This is a genomic window from Thermococcus sp. JCM 11816 (assembly GCF_055396515.1).
Map to the genome: position 1 here is coordinate 1,992,506 of NZ_AP043741.1, position 18,265 is coordinate 2,010,770.

18 protein-coding genes and 1 pseudogene are annotated in these 18,265 nt (G+C 52.0%); 16 read left to right on the forward strand and 3 right to left on the reverse strand.

Going from position 1 to position 18,265, the window contains the following annotated elements:
- Positions 1-12: 12 nt before the first annotated feature.
- The 14 genes and pseudogenes from ACZ5TN_RS11175 to ndk all read left to right on the forward strand — a co-directional run bounded on the left by ACZ5TN_RS11175 (position 13) and on the right by ndk (position 12,096).
- Positions 13-1,908: a phosphoadenosine phosphosulfate reductase domain-containing protein gene (locus tag ACZ5TN_RS11175; protein WP_464917638.1), complete on the forward strand. Its 1,896-nt coding sequence runs from the start codon at positions 13-15 to the stop codon at positions 1,906-1,908.
- Between the two features lie 55 nt (positions 1,909-1,963).
- Entirely contained in the window at positions 1,964-3,268 is a 1,305-nt protein-coding gene (locus ACZ5TN_RS11180; protein WP_464916744.1) for an ATP-binding protein, read from the forward strand.
- Positions 3,269-3,301: 33 nt separating this feature from the next.
- Positions 3,302-3,913, forward strand: a complete 612-nt coding sequence (locus ACZ5TN_RS11185; RefSeq protein WP_464917639.1) for an HVO_0476 family zinc finger protein — start codon at positions 3,302-3,304, stop codon at positions 3,911-3,913.
- A 140-nt stretch (positions 3,914-4,053) separates the two neighbouring features.
- The gene (locus ACZ5TN_RS11190) at positions 4,054-5,238 is read left to right on the forward strand and encodes an ATPase domain-containing protein (protein ID WP_011250263.1); all 1,185 of its coding nucleotides are present in this window, start codon (positions 4,054-4,056) and stop codon (positions 5,236-5,238) included.
- A gap of 73 nt (positions 5,239-5,311) precedes the next feature.
- Positions 5,312-5,683 carry a 50S ribosomal protein L7Ae gene (rpl7ae, locus tag ACZ5TN_RS11195; protein ID WP_048053845.1) on the forward strand — a complete coding sequence of 124 codons (372 nt, stop codon included), beginning with the start codon at positions 5,312-5,314 and terminating at the stop codon, positions 5,681-5,683.
- 79 nt (positions 5,684-5,762) lie between these two features.
- Positions 5,763-5,975 (forward strand): 30S ribosomal protein S28e, encoded by a 213-nt coding sequence (locus tag ACZ5TN_RS11200; RefSeq protein ID WP_011250261.1) that lies wholly within the window; start codon positions 5,763-5,765, stop codon positions 5,973-5,975.
- Between the two features lie 2 nt (positions 5,976-5,977).
- Positions 5,978-6,184, forward strand: coding sequence for a 50S ribosomal protein L24e (locus ACZ5TN_RS11205; RefSeq protein ID WP_014122366.1), 207 nt, complete (start codon positions 5,978-5,980; stop codon positions 6,182-6,184).
- Between the two features lie 139 nt (positions 6,185-6,323).
- Positions 6,324-6,851 (forward strand): cob(I)yrinic acid a,c-diamide adenosyltransferase, encoded by a 528-nt coding sequence (gene cobO / locus ACZ5TN_RS11210; RefSeq protein WP_464916745.1) that lies wholly within the window; start codon positions 6,324-6,326, stop codon positions 6,849-6,851.
- A gap of 231 nt (positions 6,852-7,082) precedes the next feature.
- On the forward strand, positions 7,083-7,970 hold the full coding sequence (locus tag ACZ5TN_RS11215; RefSeq protein WP_464916746.1) for a hypothetical protein: 888 nt from the start codon (positions 7,083-7,085) through the stop codon (positions 7,968-7,970).
- The gene (locus tag ACZ5TN_RS11220; RefSeq protein ID WP_464916747.1) at positions 7,967-9,574 is read left to right on the forward strand and encodes a hypothetical protein; all 1,608 of its coding nucleotides are present in this window, start codon (positions 7,967-7,969) and stop codon (positions 9,572-9,574) included. The genes ACZ5TN_RS11215 and ACZ5TN_RS11220 overlap by 4 nt, the downstream gene beginning before the upstream one ends.
- A gap of 84 nt (positions 9,575-9,658) precedes the next feature.
- A complete protein-coding gene (locus ACZ5TN_RS11225; RefSeq protein ID WP_464916748.1) occupies positions 9,659-10,414 on the forward strand; it encodes a hypothetical protein in 756 nt (251 codons plus the stop codon).
- Positions 10,411-10,860: a hypothetical protein gene (locus ACZ5TN_RS11230; protein WP_464916749.1), complete on the forward strand. Its 450-nt coding sequence runs from the start codon at positions 10,411-10,413 to the stop codon at positions 10,858-10,860. Before ACZ5TN_RS11225 ends, ACZ5TN_RS11230 begins: the two co-directional genes overlap by 4 nt.
- A 76-nt stretch (positions 10,861-10,936) precedes the next feature.
- A pseudogene (locus tag ACZ5TN_RS11235) lies at positions 10,937-11,611 on the forward strand (ATP-binding cassette domain-containing protein); the annotation flags it as partial.
- The gene (gene ndk, locus ACZ5TN_RS11240) at positions 11,572-12,096 is read left to right on the forward strand and encodes a nucleoside-diphosphate kinase (protein ID WP_011250258.1); all 525 of its coding nucleotides are present in this window, start codon (positions 11,572-11,574) and stop codon (positions 12,094-12,096) included. The pseudogene ACZ5TN_RS11235 and the gene ndk, both read left to right, overlap by 40 nt.
- A gap of 1 nt (position 12,097) precedes the next feature.
- Here ndk and ACZ5TN_RS11245 read toward each other — a convergent pair whose 3' ends face one another.
- Positions 12,098-12,943 (reverse strand): hypothetical protein, encoded by an 846-nt coding sequence (locus ACZ5TN_RS11245; protein ID WP_464916750.1) that lies wholly within the window; start codon positions 12,941-12,943, stop codon positions 12,098-12,100.
- A 93-nt stretch (positions 12,944-13,036) separates the two neighbouring features.
- Here ACZ5TN_RS11245 and infB point away from each other — a divergent pair, with 93 nt between their 5' ends.
- Positions 13,037-16,471: an intein-containing translation initiation factor aIF-2 gene (gene infB, locus ACZ5TN_RS11250; RefSeq protein ID WP_464917640.1), complete on the forward strand. Its 3,435-nt coding sequence runs from the start codon at positions 13,037-13,039 to the stop codon at positions 16,469-16,471.
- Here infB and ACZ5TN_RS11255 read toward each other — a convergent pair.
- Complete coding sequence (locus ACZ5TN_RS11255; protein WP_464916751.1) at positions 16,468-17,289, reverse strand: hypothetical protein; 822 nt, start codon at positions 17,287-17,289, stop codon at positions 16,468-16,470. The genes infB and ACZ5TN_RS11255 overlap by 4 nt on opposite strands.
- Before the next feature lie 130 nt (positions 17,290-17,419).
- Here ACZ5TN_RS11255 and ACZ5TN_RS11260 point away from each other — a divergent pair, with 130 nt between their 5' ends.
- Positions 17,420-17,578, forward strand: a complete 159-nt coding sequence (locus ACZ5TN_RS11260) for a hypothetical protein (RefSeq protein WP_464917658.1) — start codon at positions 17,420-17,422, stop codon at positions 17,576-17,578.
- 24 nt (positions 17,579-17,602) lie between these two features.
- On the opposite strand, the gene ACZ5TN_RS11265 is transcribed toward ACZ5TN_RS11260, so the two are convergent.
- A complete protein-coding gene (locus ACZ5TN_RS11265; protein ID WP_464916752.1) occupies positions 17,603-18,217 on the reverse strand; it encodes a hypothetical protein in 615 nt (204 codons plus the stop codon).
- Between the last annotated feature and the right edge of the window lie 48 nt (positions 18,218-18,265).

Below are 18,265 nucleotides of genomic sequence, written 5' to 3' on the forward strand. Positions count from 1 at the left end.
CAGGTGGGAAAAATGGGAAGACCCGTCTTCCTTGGAAAGGCTTACATAAACTGGTGCGAGAAGTGCAACGTCCCGCTCATCGGCGACTCCTGTGCGGTTCACGGAAAGGAAGGAGTGTTCAGGCTAAACATCACTCCGCCGGGAGACCTGCGCTTCGCCTTTGAGAAGGACATTGAGTTCATCCGCTCAGTGTTCATGGAGCACTACGGCGTTGACATCGGCGAAATTTTGGAGGGAAAAATCGTCCTCCTCAACAAGCTCCCGAGCGAGGATGATGCCTACGAGATAATCCTCGACGGCTACGTCTTCGGCTACGTCAAGTACAACCCGCTCGAGCTGAAGTGGCACGCCGGACTGAAAGTTGAGGGGGCCATCGCCCTCTGGAAGCGCTTCGGAAAGAAGATGAAGAAATGGATAGTCGTTGACAAGGGAGCTGTAGGGCCGATAAAGAAGGGCGCAAACCTGATGGCAGTTGGCGTCCTCGAAGCGGATCCGAGCATAAGGGTTGGGGATGAGGTCATACTTGTTACCGAAGACGGAGAGGTTTTCGCCACTGGGATAGCAAAGAAGGACTACGATGCCCTGATGGGAGGAGAGAGAGGAACCGGCGTAAAGCCGAAGAGGCAGAAGGCAGTAAACTACCGCGAGGGCAAGAAGGCCACCATGGAGGATGTTCTGCGGGCGAACAGTATAGCGCTTGAAGAGAAGGTCGTGAAGAGCAGGGAGTTCATGAGGAGAGTAGCTAACAAGTACTCTGACCTTCCGAAGGCGGTCGCGTTCTCGGGCGGAAAGGACAGTTTGGCGGTTCTCGGTCTGGCACTGGAGGAGTTTGGAACCGACTTCGCGGTCTTCTTCAACAACACGGGCATCGAATTCCCGGAAACCGTTCAATACGTTGAAGAGCTGAGAAAGGAGCTTGAGCCTAAGGGAGTCAGGTTCATAGTGGCCGACGCCGGCGACGCCTTCTGGAGGGCTTTGTATGTCTTCTCACCGCCGGGGAGGGACTACCGCTGGTGCTGTAAGGTAACGAAGCTCGGGCCGATTACGATGGCCATAAAGGAGAACTACCCAAAGGGCGTCCTGATGTTCGTCGGCCAGAGGAAGTACGAGAGCATAAAGAGGTTCAAGCAGCCGCGCGTGTGGAGGAACGAGTGGGTGCCGAACGAGATAGGAGCCTCGCCGATCTTCCACTGGAGGGCCATAGAGGTCTGGCTCTACATATTCAGCAGGAAGCTGAAGTACAACCCGCTCTACGCTCGCGGTTTTGATAGAATAGGCTGTTTCCTCTGTCCAAGCGCTTCTCTGGCTGAGTTCGAGAGGCTGAAGAGGGAGAAGCCCGAACTCTGGGAGAAGTGGAAGAAGGCGCTGGAGTACTGGAGGGAGCGCTTTGACCTTCCAGAGGAGTGGGTAACCTACGGCTTCTGGCGCTGGAAGAAGCTCAGCAAGGGTGAAAAGTCAATAGCGCGGAAGCTGGGTGTTGATATTCCAGAGGAGCGCTCATGGGAGCCGGTAAAAGTCCAGATTGAAGAGACCGACGATGGCTACGAGCTGACCTTCAACACCGTCCTCAACAAGAAGAGGCTCCTTGAGGTGGCCCCAATCCTCGGTGAGGTAGAAGTCGATGGCGACGTTATCAAGGCGGGGCAGGTTGAGTTCCTAACCGGCACAAGAACCGCCAGAGCTCCGAATGAGGAAGAGGCCTGGAGCGCCTACTACCTCGTCAAGAGGGCCTACGAGTGCGTTGGCTGCGGGGTCTGCGTCGGCAAATGCCCAGAGAACGCGCTGAGCATCGACGAAAGGAGCAAGAAGATAGTCGTTGACTGGGACTCCTGCGTCCACTGTCGCGAGTGCATGGACGTCTGCCCGCTGTTGAAGATCAAGAACCCCGAGGAGGGTAGCCAGCTCTGATGGTAAAGTTGAGTTTGACAAAAACACTTAAATATGGTAAAATTGAGTTGTACATATGATGAGAGAGGTGCTCGAAGAGGTCATAGCAGAGTTTTGGGAGCTTGGACTCCCAGAAGTGAAGGAGAGGGAGCTCGCCCTGCCCACGAACCTTGACACTGCCCTCTCTATCTTTGGCCTCAGGAGGGTTGGCAAAACTCACCTCCTCTATGCGACGATGAAGAGACTCATGGGTTCTGGGCTCCCCTTCAGAAGGCTTTTTTACGTTAACTTCGAGGACGAGAGGCTTGTTGGAATGACGGCCAAAGATCTCTCCAGCATAGTTGAGCTCTATCATAAGCACAACCCCGGAGCCAGGGTTCTCTACCTTTTCCTTGACGAGGTGCAGGCTGTAGAGGGATGGGAAAAATTCGTGAGACGGATGGTGGAGAGGGGAAACGCCAGAGTTTTTCTAACGGGCTCCTCTTCAAAACTACTCTCGAAGGAGATTGCAACTTCCCTTAGGGGAAGAACGCTGTCGTTTCAGCTCTTTCCACTGTCTTTTAGAGAATTCCTGGAGTTCAAGGAGTTTAAGCTGACCTCTCCGTTAACCGAAGCCAGAAGGGGCCGGCTTTTTGCTTTCCTCGACGAATACGTCAGATACGGAGGTTTCCCAGGAATAGTGGACTACCCTCCCCTCCTCAAGATCAGAACGCTCCAGGAGTACCTCGACCTGATAGTCTACAAGGACTTGATCGAGAGATATGGTGTTGAAAAAAGCTCCGCTATGAAGGCCCTAATACGGGTCATAACAAGGAACTTCGCCAGGAAAACCTCGGTTAGAAAGCTCCACGGATTTCTGTCATCCATGGGGGTTAAACTAAGTAAGCCGACCGTCTACGAGTACTTCTCCTACCTTGAGGACGTCGGGTTCGTCGTTCCCGTTCGGAAGTATCATGGCAACACCGTTGAATCCCTTCGGAGCGCTCCAAAGCTCTATCTGGCTGATATTGGATTCGCGGAGGCTCTGGGTGTGGAGGACTTCGGCTTCAGATTGGAGAACATCGTTGCTGTTGAGCTCTTGAGGAGAAAGCACTACTCCGACCCATTAATCGAGGTTCATTACTGGGAAGGACGTGAAGGAGAAGTTGACTTCGTGGTTTCGAGGGGGCCAAAGGTTTCTGAGCTGATCCAGGTCAGCTGGAGCGTTGACGACCCAGAGACGATGAGACGTGAAGTAAAGGCTCTGATCTCTGCTTCCAGGCATCTTAGATGCGGGAATCTAAAGGCGATCACGTGGGATTACGAGGCCGCGGAAACCGTTGATGGAAAGAATATTGAATTCATACCCCTTTGGAAGTGGCTCCTTGGGGCAGGTTTATAAACCGTTTTCCCTTCTCCCATTCCGGTGAGAGAAATGGAAGAGCCCTTCGTATGTCCTGAATGTGGTAGCGAGAACGTTGAGGTCATCAGGGAGAGGGGGAGAGAGCTTACCCTTCGCTGTAACGACTGCGGCCACGTCTGGCACGTTACCCTTCCGAAGTTCAGGAAGGTTCCTCTCATTGTCAGCAAGCACGAGAGGAGCTTCAAGAGCGAAGCCGAGCTTCCGGAGGGTGAAGAAATAAAAGTGGGGGACATCGTCGAGACGGAGGACGATGAGGTCAGAATAACAGGGATAGAGCTGGAGGGGGACAAGAGGGTCAACAAGGCTAAGGTGGAAGAAGTCAAGACCCTCTGGGGCGAGAGCTTAACTTACCCGAAGGTCATAAAGGTCTCTATCTACCTTCCAAAGGGCATCACCCAGGCCTTTAAGGTGAAGGTACCAAGGAGCGAGGAGTTCGTCGTTGGGGAAGTCATCGAGGTCGGGGGCTACACCTTCAGGGTGGAGAAGATAAAGACGGAAAGAAAAATGCTCCACCACGGGAAGGCCAGGGCAGATGAAATCGTGGCCATAATGGGCCACCAGATTCCGAAGGCGAGAGCCAGAAGGAGCCTCGAGATATATCGGGGCTATGATGAGGAGTCTTAACCTGAGTTGGATGATGAGCTTGGCCGCTCCTGAGCTTTGAAATTTTTTATCCAATTTAATTTGATAGTTTTCCCAAAATGTCTCAAGCGTTAACCAAAAGATTATAAGTTCTACAAACAAACTCCGCGAGGGTGAGAAAAATGCTAAAGACGGGAATAAGGCAGGTTGACGATGCCCTTGACGGCGGCATAATAGAGAGTTCCGCCGTTGCCTTCGTTGGTTCACTCGAATACGACAACATAATTCTCATGCATCAGGTCGCTCTAAACGCTCTTAAAGACGGGAAAAAAGTCCTTCTAGTAGCGTTTAGAGAAGCACCTGACACTCTCATCAAAGAAGCTGAGCACAATGGGATCAACTACCTCCCCTTCATAGAGAACGGTTCTCTGGTTATCCTGGACGGGTACACCAACCTCTACGCTCCCGACCAGAAGCAGGGTGAGAACATCCTCTCCAACCCCCTCGATATAGGAATCACAACGGCCGTAATTAGGGATCGCCTCTCAAAAGGAGATTTTGACGTTCTTGTTGTGGATGATTTAACGGCCCAGTACACCCTCCAGCCCAATCCAAAGGGCTACATAAAAACGCTGGTACGTCTGATAAACTCCGTGAAGTCAACTGGAGTAACCGCCATGGCCGCTCTCTGCGGGAATGTGTTTGAGAAAGTTGATCTAGCTGCTACTTTGATACCATTTGACTATGTCTTTGAAGTGTCCCGTGGAAGGATTCACATAGCACGCTCCATTCAGCCACTAAAGACTGCAAACCTGATCTTTCCATACGTAAGGTCTTCAGAGGGGATAAAACTCGTACTTGAAGAATACGCTACCTTGGAGGGTATCAAAAAGAGGCTTAGAGCAGAATCCGATGGAACTCTGTGGCTTGACTGGGATAGGGTGGAAATAATCACCGAAGACAGCGAAAGGGCTACTATAGAGACTGCTTATGAGTTCCTAGGGCCTGAGAAGGGCAAAGAGTTCCTTTATCTCTGGGGCAAGAAGCAGTTTATTGGGCTCGGAAAAGACGCGAGAATGCGCACCGACAGCCTGAGGGCTGCACTCGAAGAAATAGCGCTCCTAACGCGCTCCAGTGGGGGCGGCACCCTGGAGATCGTGGACATCAAAGACGACCTAATATTGATAACGGGCAAAAACCTCTTTCCAGGAGGGAAGGGTTCATCCCTGCCATATCATGTCCACTACGCGGGTTCAATAGCCCAGTTCCTAACGGAGTTCACGGGAAAGAGATGGGAGGGCAAGGAAACCAAGTGCGAGGCCATGGGCGCAGATCACTGCGAGTTTGTGTTCTGGCCAGTTGAGTAGCGAAACCCTTTTAAGCGGTCAGCCCGAGTCGGTGGTGCAAACAGATGAACGATGAGGTTTCGGAGGGATGAAGATGGCGAAGCCGAGCTACGTGAAGTTTGAGGTTCCACAGGAGCTTGCCGAGAAGGCCCTTGAGGCCGTTGAGATCGCAAGGGACACCGGAAGGATAAGGAAGGGCACCAACGAGACCACCAAGGCCGTCGAGAGGGGCCAGGCCAAGCTCGTTATCATAGCCGAGGACGTTGACCCTGAAGAGATCGTTGCCCACCTCCCGCCGCTCTGCGAGGAGAAGGAGATCCCGTACGTCTACGTTCCGAGCAAGAAGGAGCTTGGAGCGGCCGCTGGCCTTGAGGTTCCAGCTGCCAGCGTTGCTATCATCGAGCCGGGCAAGGCCCGCGAGCTCGTTGAGGACATCGCCATGAAGGTCAAGGAGCTCATGAAGTGAGCTCCTTTTCCTTCCTTAACATTCACGAAAGGTTTAAGGTCATCTCTGCGAGGGGATTTTAGATTTAGGGGTGTGAGGTATGAGTGACGAAGGATACCCTGCTGAGGTTATTGAGATCGTCGGCAGGACCGGCGTTACCGGTGGCGTTACCCAGGTCAAGGTTAGAATCCTCGAAGGCCGCGACAAGGGTAGGGTCATAAGGAGAAACGTTAAGGGGCCGGTCCGCGTCGGTGACATAGTCATACTCAGAGAAACCGAGCGTGAGGCCAGAGAGATCAGGAGGAGGAGATGAAGATGGCCCGCTGGAACGTCTGCTCCTACTGCGGAAGGGAGTTCGAGCCGGGAACGGGCAAGATGTTCGTCAGGAACGACGGCAGAGTCCTGTTCTTCTGCTCAAGCAAGTGCGAGAAGTACTACTTCATGGGTAGAAATCCCAGAAAGCTTAAGTGGACCAAGGCCTTCCAGGAGGCCAGGCTCCAGAGGGCCAAGAGGAGGAAGTGAATTTTTCATTTTTCTTTCTCAGCAATTTTGCCACTGTTTTAAGCAGGGCTTTTACCAGTTTCCAGTCAAGATCCGAGTGTCTATCTTAATCACCCGAAATGGATAAATACTCCATTCCCAAACTTCTTCGGTGAACAAAATGAGCTGGAGAGATAGACTCGGTTTGGTGCACATCTACACTGGAAACGGGAAGGGAAAGACGACGGCAGCATTTGGCCTCGCTGTGAGGATGCTCGGTTCCGGCGGGAAGGTTCTGATAATCCAGTTCATGAAGGCCCCAAAGGCCTACGGGGAACAGAAGAAGATCGAGGAGTGCGGGGCGGTTATAGAGTCCTACGGCCTGCCAAAGTTCGTGCATGGAAAGCCGAGCGAGGAGGACATAGAGGCAGCTAAAAGAGCTCTCAAAAGGGCCAAGGAGGCGGTTTCAAGCGGTGAGTGGGACTTAGTCATCCTCGACGAGGTTTGTATTGCCCTGGGCTTTAACATGCTCTCAGTGGAAGAAGTGGAAGAGCTCATCGAGAGCAAGGCCAAAAACACCGAGCTCGTTCTGACTGGGAGGTACTGCCCTGAGGAGCTCTTCCAGCTGGCGGACTACGTTACTGAAATGAGGGAGGTAAAGCACCCTTACCAAAGGGGAGTTCTGGCCAGGAGGGGCGTGGAGTACTGAGAGGGAAAGTGGCATGTGTTTCATGGACTTAAAACAGAAAGGAATGACCCGGGAAGACCCGAACCTCGGGCAGAGGGAACCTGAAAACCTCCAAATTTCCAATTGGAAGATTACTTATTTCTAAAAAAACATTAGGGGGTTCAGTAGTTAAATTTAAAACTTAAGAGATTCGAAAAAGTTATAAATGACAGTGGTATTATCGAAAATGGGCACGGTAGTGCCCTGAGGTGAATGGCCATGTGGAAGAAGGTGGCAAGCCTCCTCGGAATATTGGTTTTAGTAGCGGCCATAGTGACACCAGTTAGCGCCCTGAGTGCAAGCTTGGAGGATACCGCCGCGTATACAGGAGCAAAGACTTGGTACTCTCCAACGACATACTTCAACAGGTACGAGAATACCATAAAGGGAGGATACGTCCAGAACGTCAAGGTAAGGATACCCTGGGATGACTATGTGGTCACAAGTGTTGCCGTGTTAACACACTCACTTGTCCTTTATACAGACGATGGAAAGACGCTCAAGTACATCGGAGCAATTGGGGCAACGGACTACAACAGGGGGACATACACAAGCATTAAGCTCCCCGGAGTAACAGGGTGGGAAAGGTATTCTGTCTCATTCCCGAGCAATGGTGAGAGCAAGCACTATGTGTACGCCGGACCCACAGGAGGAACTGAAACGGCAAGTGTCCGGGTTATTGTTTCGGCAACGGACGAAGCTTCAGCAAAGGTAGCGGCTGAGGCAAAGGTAAAGGCAGGACTCGAACTTCTCGGGTCTGGAGTTGAGAACTCAATCTCTCTATCGGCCGAGGTTGTAGAGCGTATAAGCCAGACGAACGAGTTTGTTGTTGAGGTGAGCTTCACCCAGAGCCAGTACCGCTTTGAGCTTGGATACAAAGGCTATCTTATCCACGAACTAACCGAGAAGTGCTACGGTTTCTGCCCAACGTCAGAAAGGCTCGGACCAGAGGGGCTCCCATCGAACACATACACCAAGATTGAAACAAAGCCCTTTGATTTGAGCTATGTAGAATTCTTCTGGAGCTTCCCCGACGGAGTTGACTACAACAGCCTTGGCACGGGCGAACTTCCAATAGTATATGAGGAGGTGAAGGAATGAAAAAGCTCCTGTCCCTCCTCTTTCTTTTTGTAGTCATCGGAACATCTCAGGTTGCAACGGCGGATTCCGCCCAGTTCATACCGCTTCCAATACGCTTTTGGCCCATGAACGAGAACTTCTCAATGATTCCAGTCAACGCTCCCCACTGTTATCCACTGGGATTTGGGTATCCCCCAGTTGAGATAGACAACGGCACATACGCTTTAATTTCTGGCCTCGTCTACACAGGGTGTACCAACGTCTCAAACCCATACATTGTGATCAGGGGAGTACACACATTTGATCTTACCCATAACTTCTCTAACAGGACTTTTAAGTCAATAAAAGTTGCTTATTACGTCAGCACGCCATACAGGGTAGCCCTCGACCTCCAGACCACGAACATAACCATAATCTACAGACCGTACAACTCGACCCACGAGCTCGTGCTCGTTGAGCTCTCCAACATAACCATAGGCCCTGAGTCCAGGAACTTCATCGGAACAAGTGACCCCTCGGCCGTTGGTTGGCCGCGGGAGCTCCATCTCAAGTTCCTCGTCGACAAAGTCACGGGAGAAGGATACCTTATATATGGGGAAGAGAAAAAATACGTCGGCCTCTTTCCCCTCCTCCCCGCACCGTACTTATCTCCGGACAACTACATTAGGAGACTCCTCTACCGGACGAAACAGTTCATATCAACCGTCGAGACCAACCCGTGGATAGTTGAACAGGTAATAGAAAAGGCTAAGGCAAGCGATGACGTGAGAAAAGCAAGCGCGTACATCCAAGGGTTCGCCATGAACGTAACATCAAACATACTCAACCCAAAGGGGAACTACCTCGGTCAACCGGCTGTAGTCGTGAGGGACTACGTAAGGCTCAACGGAAGCACGAAAACCGTCCTTGACGTCATGTCCTGGGTCAACAAACCTTACACCGTCCCAACGATCACCGGAGGAAGTATGAGAGTAAACGAGAGCGAGGCAAAAAGTGCGATGCTCGCCTACCTCAGGGACAACGATCCCCAGCCCCTGAAAGAGCTTGTGCTCTCCCACGCCTTAAAGTCTACTGGAAGCCCATACCTGATATGGAGTTTTTGGGGCGAGAGATATGCCATCGTTGACTTCCACGTCCCCCCCGACTCGTGGGGTTTGCTAACCCTCCCCCTGCCCCCCGGTTACAACGGCTCGTACATTCTCATAAAGCCTTTCGTGAACGGTTCGGAGCCCTTCCTCCATGTGGAGTACGACCCCTCCCTTTACACGCCAGAGAACATCACGACCAGCTGGGAGACTGTAGGTCAGTGCATTGAGTACCTCAGAAACAGCCTTATAAATGAGGTAATGAATATAATGTACAACATATCAACCCAGGACACTGTTAACGTGAGCAGGTTCGAGGTTCTTTATCCGTTCGTAATAAAACAGCTGAATGCATGTGGCCTTAGCGTTCCTGAGGATTTAAAGGATACTCAGGCTCCAGCAGCTGACGCAAAGACTGAAAACACTACATCCCGAGCCATCACATCCAACAAATCAGATAAGAACACACACATCTGCGGCCCAGCATTCCTCCTCCCGCTGGCGTTAATCCCCGTCTGGCTCTGGAGGAAGAGGAAATGAACTCTCATATTCTTTTATCCACTTTTATCTTTAGAGTTTCAAGTTTCCCCGCAACATCGATATTTATTCAGGGAGGTTGAAAGGATGAAGGCCCTGATAAAGAACGCGTTTTCGGATTATCTCCACGTTGAGATACTGGCAGTTATTCTGGCGGCCGTGATTGTCGCGGCAGTCACATCCTACATAGCGGCGGATTCAATCTACAAAGCCTCTATCATCGGGGGCTCCGTAACTCCCATCCTCGGGGCCCCAGGACACCTCTCCGGCCAGGTTCAGGAGAAGGCACCGGACTACTATGCCTCACAGTACCTCACGATGAAGCAGAAGATAGCGGGTCTCTTCGGGGCCCTCGTGTGGTCGAACTCCGGTCTTGTTTCCTCCGTCTACGTCGTGGCGGTAATGATAGCTCTCTTCCCCCTAATGTACAGAACAAGAACCTCGTTCGTTCCACTTCTTTTCAGGGAGAGGGCTTCTCCTGCCAGGACTGCTTTAATCGGACTCGCGGCCTCTTTCCTCATCTTCCTACCCCTGGCGTTCTCCGCCCTCTTTCCCATCGGGGTGGTATCTCTCAAATGGCTCTCCGGAATAAGCCGGGGCTCACTCATCCTTCTCTCCTCAATCCTCGTTTCACTCCTCCTGACGGCAACGCTCGCGGTTTACTCAACATACATCCTGTGGGGCAGGCTCGACCTCTCCATAGTCTTCACCCTCCTCCTGACTTTCCTCCTCTCCGGAAAGCTCGGCTTTGAATGGAGGACTGTGTGGGCCTACCTTGGAACTTCAGTCGGGCTTCTCCTCTTTATGCTCTACTCCTTCCACAGGAGGTGGATGAGCGTATGAACTGGTCAAAAACCCTTACGATTATAGTTGTGTTCTCCCTCCTGCTCTCCGCTTCGGTCGCCGTCCTCGGGATACCATACTGGAGCCCCCTGAAGTGCTCGATGCACGCCGAAATAAGACTCGACCAGGCAGACCAGCTTCTGAAGTTCGGCAGGGCCGTCGACAAAAACGTTACTTACTCCTTCGACGTCTTCTGGCCGATGAAAGCTGGAAAAACTAAGCTGAGCCTTTACATAGCCAACATAACCTGTCCCGAAAACACCAGCTACGCCATCGAAGTTGTTACCATGGATGGAAAGGTCTTTCGGGGAAACGGGCGGGTGAACTTTGAGTTCGACAGGAAGGATCCATTCCTCTACTTCCACGTTACATTGGATATCCCGAACTCCTGCGAGGTTATGCCAAGCAGAAACGGGCCGGAGGTGGTAGTAGATGCCCGCTCGTGAGCTTGCCAGCGTTAAAGACCTCACGGTGAAATTCCGCTACAACGTCGCCCTCGACGGGATAACGCTCGACCTGAAGGGCAACAGGGTTCTCCTCCTCGGCTCAAACGGTTCAGGAAAGACAACGCTGATGAGAGTCTTATCCGGAATCCTGAGACCAACCGAAGGCTCAGTAAAGGTTCTCGGTCTAGATCCATTTAAAGATCCCTCAGAGCTCTACTCCAAAATGCTTTATGTGAGAGACGTTGAAGACATTCCCTACATGATGAGAGTTTCCAGCATCATCGACTACCTCTCCGAACTCTACGGTTCTGAGCCCGTAAAAAACGCCGTTGAAACGCTTGGACTTAAAGATCATGCCTTTAAAAGGGTGGGCGAGCTGTCAAAGGGCCTTAGGAGGAGAGTTGCGATGATAGAACCCCTGGCTTCTGAGAGAGAACTCATCCTAATGGATGAACCATTCAGCGGCCTTGATGCGACAAGCAGGATAATCATAGCGAATGCTCTCAACGAACTCCCCAAGAAGACTGGCCTTCTCATAGCCAGCCACATACCCCTAAACCTTGGAATAGACCAGATGGTCGTTCTTGAAGGCGGAAAGCTCACATACAGCGGGTCCTACAAGCAAGAGGTCGCGAGAAGGTACCTAGCATGGATGGAGTTTGACTACACAAAACCTATTAACCCCCCCGAGTATCAACTTCGGTGTTGCCAATGGCAGACAAACAGATTGAAAGAACCCTCATTATTTTGAAGCCCGACGCCGTCGTTAGGGGCCTCATGGGGGAAATCATCAGCCGTTTTGAGAAGCGCGGTCTCAAGATCGTCGGAATGAAGATGATATGGATTGACAGGAAGCTTGCCGAGAAGCACTACGCGGAGCACAAGGGTAAGCCCTTCTTCGAGCCGCTCATCGACTACATAACCAAGGCTCCGAGCGTCGTTATGGTCGTTGAGGGAAGATACGCCATAAGCGTCGTCAGGAAGATGGCAGGAGCCACCGACCCGAAGGACGCCGAGCCAGGGAGTATAAGGGGCGACTACGGCCTCGACGTTGGAGATGCAATCTACAACGTGATCCACGCCAGCGACAGCCCGGAGAGCGCCGAGAGGGAGATAAACCTCTACTTCAAGCCCGAGGAACTCTTCGAGTACTGCAAGGCCGCAGACTGGTTCTACCACACCCACGCGAGGTCAAAGAAGGAATACCTGGACAGCATGGACTGTCTGGAGCGCTGATTTAGTCTATTACAATGTCGAGCTTCCCCTTCTTTTTCCTTATGAAGTCCGAGTACTCCTTCAGAACCTCGCGACATTCCTCGGGAAGCCTTTTATTCGTCCTGCTGACTGCAACCTTTCCGAGTAGCAGGAAGGTCATCAAGACAACGATACCGTAGGCGGCTATTGCAAGAACACCCCTTGGAACAAGGAAGAGAAGCGTTGCCGGGAGGAACCCAACGATTAAAATCGCAAGCTTCATCCCTGGACTTGGATTTGGAGCCTTCAAAGTGCATTCCGCAAGCTCCCTGGAGCGAGGAAATTCTTTGAGGACTGCTCCCCCGATGAAGAGCGTTCTACCATTCTTAAAGGCCATCATACTCTTCTCGTCGGTGTAAACCTCAGCTCCTTCAAGGAAGTCCACCCTCTCAACCTTCAGGAACTTTATGGAGCCCCCTTCCCTCGGCCAGACAAGGAGGGCGTAGGCCAGAATGCCCGGAACGATCAAAGCGGGAAGCAGTGTTGACGAAAGTACGACCGCCCCCGCAAATATCCCCAACGCCAGGTACGAGACCTGAACGTACTCGTCAATGCTCAGGCTCTCCCTCGCCCGGAAGTAGGAATAGACAACCGCAACCAGAAACGACAAAAACACCCATACCCCCGCCCATTGGGTAGGAGTGAGGCACGTTCCAGCGCAGATGTAGGTATTCCGCGGCCAAGTCTCCGCAAACGGAACCGAGAATGCGTAGGTAAAGACCGGTATTCCCAGCAGCGACATGAAGATCTCGCTACCCCTTCCCCTCAGTCTGCCCGCGATGAGAGCCAATAGAATGCCGAGTAGAGTTCCAACCACAAGTCCTATCATCTCACCACCGTCAGGATTTACTGCATGGATTTTTAATCCTTCCCCCGGCTAACCTTTAAAAGCCCACGCCGGACTTTAGCTCAGGTGAGAAAAATGACGAAGAGAATTAGACAGCCAATCATCGCGGTTCTCGGCCACGTTGACCACGGCAAGTGCCTGTTGCCAGATGAGAAAGTGATACTGCCCGAGCACGGCCCGATAACACTTAAGGGACTGTTCGATTTAGCTAAAGAAACCGTAGTCGCTGACAACGAGAAGGAAATCAGAAAGCTCGGAGCGAAACTCACAATAGTGGGCGAAGATGGAAGGTTAAGAGTTCTCGAAAGCCCGTACGTCTGGAAGGTGAGGCATAGGGGCAAAATGCTCAGAGTCAAGCTCAAGAACTGGCACTCGGTTTCGGTTACGCCAGAACATCCTTTCCTGACAACGAGGGGATGGGTACGCGCAGACCAGCTCAAGCCGGGGGACTACGTCGCCGTTCCGAGGGTAATCCACGGGAACGAGAGTGATGAGAGATTCGTCTCCTTCGTTTATGAGAAGCTCAAGAACGATGAGCTAATCGCAAAGCTCAGGGGAGAAGTACTCAGCAAAATCTCCAGCGAGTTTAAGGGCGACAGGGCGTACAAAGTTGAGAGGAACGTTTTCAGGTGGGAGGACATAGAGAGGCTCAACCTGTGGGACGAAGTGGAAAGGGTGGCCTTCACCCCAAGGATGCACCGCTCAGGGAAGCCGCTCCACTACGTAAAGCTTCCGCGCTCTCCGGAGGAATGGGAGGCGTTCTTCTACTTCGCGGGCGTTATGTTCGGAGACGGAAGCCAGGACAAGATAGCCAACAACGATGTTGAGGTCTACGAGGAGCTGAAGAAGCTTTCAGTCCTCGGGGTGGCAGTGAAGAGGGTGGAGCGCACCACATCTTACGAGATTGAACTCACCAACGGCAAAAACGCCCTGCTGAGGCTTCTCAGAGTCCTGTTTGAATACCCCGAGAGACAGAAGGCGAAGAGCATTAGAGTCCCAAGGATACTCTTCATTGCCCCCAGAAAGTACGTCTCCCGCTTCCTCAGGGGGTACTTTGATGCCGACGGGCACGTCAGCCTTAAGGACGCGAGGATTGAAGTGACGAGCGCATCCCAGGAGTTCCTTGAGGACCTTTCATTGCTCCTTCTCCGCTTTGGAATAGTCTCAAAGATCTACCGCTCGGACTACACGACCCTCGTTATATCTGGCAGGAGAAACCTCGACCTATTCAGAAGGTACATAGGTTTCTCGGTGAAGAACAAGGCGGAGGCTCTTGAAAAGGCAATTAAAAAGAGCAGGAGGAGCGAAAGCTATCCGATTTTCGAGGAACTGAAGCGCCTGAGGCTCCTCTTCGGCTTCACAAGGACGGAGCTTAACTCAAACGTTCCGTTCTACGGAAAATACGAATCCGAAGAAGCCCCGAGCTACGAGACTCTAATGAGAATTCTCGACGCCATCGAGAAAGGCTCAATTAACCTCGACAAAAAAATCGCCGTCCTCGAGGGTAGGATAAGGGATCACAACTACATTAAAGCCTTCGAAAAGGATGGGCTGATAAAGGACGGAAAGCTCACAGAGCTTGGAAGAGAGCTCCTCGAAGTCTGGCGCAACAGGGAGTTTGACTCAAGTGACGTTGACTACATCAGGAACCTCGCTGAAAACCTCGTGTTCATTCCGGTTGAGGACATAGAAGAGTTCGAATACGAGGGTTACGTCTATGATGTCACAACTGAGACCCACAACTTCGTGGCCAACGGCATCCTCGTCCACAACACCACCCTCCTCGACCGCATCAGGCACACGAACGTGGCTGGAAAGGAAGCGGGGGGAATAACCCAGCACATAGGTGCAACTGAGGTTCCGATAGATGTTGTCAAACAGCTCGCCGGCCCGCTCATCAAGCTCTGGAAGGGCGAGATAAAGCTCCCCGGACTGCTCTTCATCGACACTCCCGGCCACGAGGCCTTTACGAGCCTCAGGGCTAGGGGAGGAAGCCTCGCCGATTTGGCGGTCCTCGTTGTTGACATAAACGAGGGCTTCCAGCCGCAGACGATAGAGAGCATCGAAATCCTGAGGCGGTATAGAACGCCCTTTATAGTTGCCGCCAACAAGATAGACAGGATAAAGGGCTGGGTCATCGAGGAGGACGAGCCTTTCCTCGTCAACATTAAGAAGCAGGATCAGAGAGCAATACAGGAGCTGGAAACCAAGCTCTGGGAACTGATAGGAAAGTTCTACGAGATGGGATTCAACGCCAACCGCTTCGACCGCGTTCAGGACTTCACCAGGGAGCTTGCGATCGTCCCAATCTCGGCCAAGTACGGCATAGGCATTCCAGAACTTCTCGTCCTCATAGCAGGCCTCTCCCAGAAGTACCTTGAGGAGAAGCTGAAGATAGAGGTTGAAGGCCCCGCACGCGGTACCATCCTCGAGGTCAGAGAAGAGGTTGGCCTCGGGACAACCATCGACGTCATCATCTACGATGGAACTCTGAGAAAGGACGACACGATAGTGGTTGGCGGAAAGGACAAGGCGATAGTTACCAAAATCCGCGCGCTCCTGAAGCCAAAACCCCTCGACGAGATCAGGGACCCGAGGTTCCGCTTCGACCAGGTTGATGAGGTAACAGCGGCGGCGGGTGTCAAGATAGCGGCTCCGGGCCTTGAGGAGGCGTTAGCTGGTTCACCAGTCATAGCGGCGCGCTCCGAGGAGGAGATTGAAAAGGCAAAGCAGGAGATACTCAGCCAGATTCAGAGCGTCGTCATAAATACCGGTAAGATTGGCGTCATAGTCAAGGCTGATACGCTTGGAAGCCTTGAGGCCCTCAGCAAGGAGCTCCAGGAGAAAGGAATCCCCATCAGAAAGGCAGATGTTGGCAACATCAGCAAGACCGACGTTATGGAGGCCCTGAGCGTTAAGGAAGAGGAGCCGAAGTACGGGGTCGTCCTCGGCTTTAACGTCAAGGTCAACGAAGATGCAGAAGAGGTTGCGAACGCAAAGGGCGTCCCAATCTTCGTTGGCAACATTATCTACAAGCTCATCGAGGACTACGAGGCCTGGGTGAAGGCAGAGGAGGAGAAGAGGAAGCGCGAGCTCCTCAAGAACGTCACCTTCCCAGGCGTTATCAGGCTCTACCCGGACGAGCGCTACGTCTTCAGAAGGAGCAAGCCGGCCATAGTCGGCGTCGAAGTCCTCGAGGGCAGGATAAGGCCGGGTGTAACCCTAATCAAAGAGACCGGCGAGAAGGTCGGTGTCATCAAGTCGATAAAGAACAAGAACGACTTCGTCCAGGAGGCGAAGAAAGGGGACGCGGTGGCAATAGCCATCGAGGGCGCGATAGTCGGCAGGCACATACACCCCGGGGAGACCCTTTACGTCGACCTCAGCAAGAACGACGTCATAATTCTCGCCAAGCAACTCAAGGACGAGCTTGAAGAGACAGACATAAAGGCCCTCAAGATGACGGCAAAGGTAAAGGCGAAAGAAGACCCGTTCTGGAGGGCGGTCTAAACGAGCCCTCCCTGGAGCCATCCAACGGCGGTAAGCATTTCCCCTTCTTTTATCTCCTTGTTCTCTCCTTTCAGGTGTTCTCTGAGAACGAAGAGGTCTATCTCGCCCAAGGGGAAACTCTTCAGTCTTATAAGGTATCCATCGCCGTATAACGTCCTGCTGGGCTTGACCCTCAGCACCCTGCCGGTTATGGCGTAGTCGTCCATGAATGCGCCCTTGAACGAGGCTGGGAGGAGCAGCTCGGCATCTTCCAAGTTAATCTGCACAGGCTCTCCATTCTGCGGGCTGACGGAGATTTTATCCCCTATCGGCCCAACCTTGGCCCAGTAAGCGAGGAAGGCCAGCTTTGCCCTGGCAGTGTCAAGCTCCAGGTAGTCGGCTTTTCTCTCGATGTAATCAACTGCAAAGAAGCTCACATAGGGAGTCTCCTCTCCGATGACCCTACCCGAGACGTTCGCTTCCAGCCTGTTGGCCCACTCGAGAATCTCGTTAACCTCAAACTTAACACTCGTTTCCGAGTTGAGAACGGGAAAAGCCGTTGCAAACTGGAGGATCTTCTTCTTGGAATCCTCAATCAGAAGTGATCTCATGAACACATCGTCGCCAAAGGACACGTCGTATATCCACACATTGACGGTCTTTTTGCGGGGCAGGATTTTACCAACATTTAACTCCACAGTCGCAATCCGAGGCTCATTATCTTTAATTCCCTCCATCAGCAAGTTCAGAGCCCCAGCGGGATCGGGATAAACCGTGTCTATATGGCTCCCGTGAGTTATTCCATCAATACGTTTTAGCTTTGATACTCTTTTCACCATAACCCCATCACCAATAAGAGTAATAAACGGGATTTTTAAATTTTGCTTAAAAACAAGTCCGGACTGCACGGCAACTTCGATCATTTTACCAGGCGCAACATATTTATACTCTAAGCAGATAGTAACATCGGTGATTCTCATGGAGAGAAGGCAGCTTAGGTGTCCCCTGTGCGGGGGCACGGATTTTCAGGTTGAGGGATCCTTCCACGTCTACAACAGCATCGAAGAAGTAGAGACGTTCCTGGGCGTTATGGAAGAACTGGTAAAAGGGCTGAGGGGACAAAGATGATGCAGAGAAAAGAGACAAAAGCAGTCATGCCCCGGCTCCACTATTTCCTGTGATCAAAACGGTGAAGTCCGCGTCAAATTTCTCGCTCAGGAAAGACCCTGGAGATAATGGCCACACAAAGTAAAACCTCTCTTTTCTTACTATCCTCTTGGTGGGGCCAGTCGACACGTGGTACACGTAAACATCAACGACCGGCAGTATGAGCCATGCCCTCGTAATTACAATGTTGTTCAATTTCTTGGGCTTAAGCAAACTTTTGCTGACCACAACGTCAGATATCCTGAAGACAGTCATCACTCCCACTGAGGGGAGGCCGTAGCTTTTGAGCTCCTCCTCAGAGAAGCCGTACTCACTAGTTAGTGCGGATGACAGTATGCATGAGGAAGTGTAGCAGGATATTGAATCGAAAGGCGAGTGGAGGTATAGGTACTGGTTAAGGAGAGAGTACCCGGAGAAAGACGTCACCATAAAGGCAAGGAGGAGGAAAGCTCCAAGCTCTTTGAGATGGTATTCTCTTTTCTGTATATACGGGTAGTACTTAAAGGCCCACACGATGATCGCAAGGGGAATCGATGCGTAGTAGAGCACCATGAAGAGGCCAAATGTCACCGGGTCAGTTGCATGTTCGAAGTAAACCACATTTACCACCCGGTAAAACTTTCGATAAGAAGTGCTTTAAAATGTTTT

Excerpts from the sequence above, each read along its gene's own strand:
- ACZ5TN_RS11230 (WP_464916749.1), top strand. The coding sequence starts at position 10,411 with ATGAACTGGTCAAAAACCCTTACGATTATAGTTGTGTTCTCCCTCCTG.
- ACZ5TN_RS11215 (WP_464916746.1), top strand. The coding sequence starts at position 7,083 with ATGGCCATGTGGAAGAAGGTGGCAAGCCTCCTCGGAATATTGGTTTTA.
- rpl7ae (WP_048053845.1), top strand. The coding sequence starts at position 5,312 with ATGGCGAAGCCGAGCTACGTGAAGTTTGAGGTTCCACAGGAGCTTGCC.
- ACZ5TN_RS11205 (WP_014122366.1), top strand. The coding sequence starts at position 5,978 with ATGGCCCGCTGGAACGTCTGCTCCTACTGCGGAAGGGAGTTCGAGCCG.
- ACZ5TN_RS11220 (WP_464916747.1), top strand. The coding sequence starts at position 7,967 with ATGAAAAAGCTCCTGTCCCTCCTCTTTCTTTTTGTAGTCATCGGAACA.
- ACZ5TN_RS11225 (WP_464916748.1), top strand. The coding sequence starts at position 9,659 with ATGAAGGCCCTGATAAAGAACGCGTTTTCGGATTATCTCCACGTTGAG.
- ACZ5TN_RS11245 (WP_464916750.1), bottom strand. The coding sequence starts at position 12,943 with ATGATAGGACTTGTGGTTGGAACTCTACTCGGCATTCTATTGGCTCTC.
- cobO (WP_464916745.1), top strand. The coding sequence starts at position 6,324 with ATGAGCTGGAGAGATAGACTCGGTTTGGTGCACATCTACACTGGAAAC.
- ACZ5TN_RS11190 (WP_011250263.1), top strand. The coding sequence starts at position 4,054 with ATGCTAAAGACGGGAATAAGGCAGGTTGACGATGCCCTTGACGGCGGC.
- ACZ5TN_RS11185 (WP_464917639.1), top strand. The coding sequence starts at position 3,302 with ATGGAAGAGCCCTTCGTATGTCCTGAATGTGGTAGCGAGAACGTTGAG.
- ACZ5TN_RS11180 (WP_464916744.1), top strand. The coding sequence starts at position 1,964 with ATGATGAGAGAGGTGCTCGAAGAGGTCATAGCAGAGTTTTGGGAGCTT.
- ACZ5TN_RS11255 (WP_464916751.1), bottom strand. The coding sequence starts at position 17,289 with ATGGTGAAAAGAGTATCAAAGCTAAAACGTATTGATGGAATAACTCAC.
- ACZ5TN_RS11175 (WP_464917638.1), top strand. The coding sequence starts at position 13 with ATGGGAAGACCCGTCTTCCTTGGAAAGGCTTACATAAACTGGTGCGAG.
- ACZ5TN_RS11200 (WP_011250261.1), top strand. The coding sequence starts at position 5,763 with ATGAGTGACGAAGGATACCCTGCTGAGGTTATTGAGATCGTCGGCAGG.
- infB (WP_464917640.1), top strand. The coding sequence starts at position 13,037 with ATGACGAAGAGAATTAGACAGCCAATCATCGCGGTTCTCGGCCACGTT.
- ndk (WP_011250258.1), top strand. The coding sequence starts at position 11,572 with ATGGCAGACAAACAGATTGAAAGAACCCTCATTATTTTGAAGCCCGAC.